The 1,141-nt window shown below is 64.9% G+C and carries 1 protein-coding gene; it reads left to right on the plus strand.

Going from position 1 to position 1,141, the window contains the following annotated elements:
- Nucleotides 1-301: 301 nt before the first annotated feature.
- Nucleotides 302-967 (plus strand): GntR family transcriptional regulator, encoded by a 666-nt coding sequence (locus Q8M88_RS17130; RefSeq protein WP_305598363.1) that lies wholly within the window; start codon nucleotides 302-304, stop codon nucleotides 965-967.
- Nucleotides 968-1,141: the final 174 nt, after the last annotated feature.

Consider the following 1,141-nt stretch of genomic DNA (forward strand, 5'->3'; position numbering starts at 1 on the left):
GCTGGGCTGGGCGTCCCAGATGCCGCAGACGGCCATGCCCTGGGCGGCAAAGGCCTGGCCGTAGCACCTGCCCACCATGCCGCCGCCTATGAGTGCGAGTTTCATTGCCGTGTTTCCTGTGTTGGTGGCGAAGTGTACAAATAAAAAACAAAACAAGAACAAAAATAAAACAAAATCGCGGGTAAACCCCTAAAAATCGCTAATCAAAGAACATTAAAAGAACATGAGGCCCGTGGCGGCGTGCCCGTCGAGGGCATTGAACCTAGAATGCGGCATTCCAACGACAGGCGGGCACGTGGCGATGAAGGGATCAGACAAGGCCTACGAGATCATTCGCGAGCGTTTGGTGGGCGGGCATTACAAGCCCGGCACCCAGCTGAAGGAAGAACCGCTGGCGCGTGAGCTCAATCTCAGCCGCACACCGGTGCGCGCGGCCTTGAAGCGGCTGGTGGACGATGGCCTGGCCACGGCCGACGCCGGGCAGGGCGTGCACGCCTCGCAATGGACCGAAGCCGACATCGACGAGACCTTTCAGCTGCGCCTGCTGCTGGAGCCTTTTGCCGCCAGCCTGGCGGCGGTGCGCGGTGGTCACGAGCTGACCCAGGCCTTGCGCGACAGCAACACGCGCATGGCACAAGCCATTGCGGCCGGCGACATTGCCGGCATACAGGCCGCCAACAGCGACTTTCACCGGGCGCTGGTCGGCGCCTGTGGTGCGCCCCGGCTGCGGGGCATGCTGGAGACCATGATCGACATGCCCATCATCGTGCGCTCGTTCTACATCGCCACGCCCGCCGAACACCGGCAAAGCCTGCACCACCACGAGGACCTGACCCAGGCGGTGGCCGCGCGTGATGGCGAGCTGGCCCGTCAGGTGATGCAACTGCACCTGCGCATGGCCTACATGCGTTTCATGGCGCACCGCACCGAATACCGCGCATCGGCGGCCGGGAGCGGGGGCGTTTGAGGGGTGGGCGGTTGCTCAGCCGGCCGCCGCCCAGTTCTGCAACACGCCGGCCACTGCGGGCACGATGCTGACCGCGTTGCTGGGGTGGGGGATGCAGTCGCTGCTCCACACATGGCGTGCGCCTGCCGCGCGCACGCGCTCGATGGCGTCGCCTGCGAACAGGGCGTGGGTCAC

It is taken from the genome of Phenylobacterium sp. (assembly GCF_030693805.1).
Lineage (GTDB): Bacteria > Pseudomonadota > Alphaproteobacteria > Caulobacterales > Caulobacteraceae > Phenylobacterium.

What these genes read in the sequence shown, in the direction of transcription:
- Q8M88_RS17130 (WP_305598363.1), top strand. Translation starts at nt 302, where the DNA reads ATGAAGGGATCAGACAAGGCCTACGAGATCATTCGCGAGCGTTTGGTG.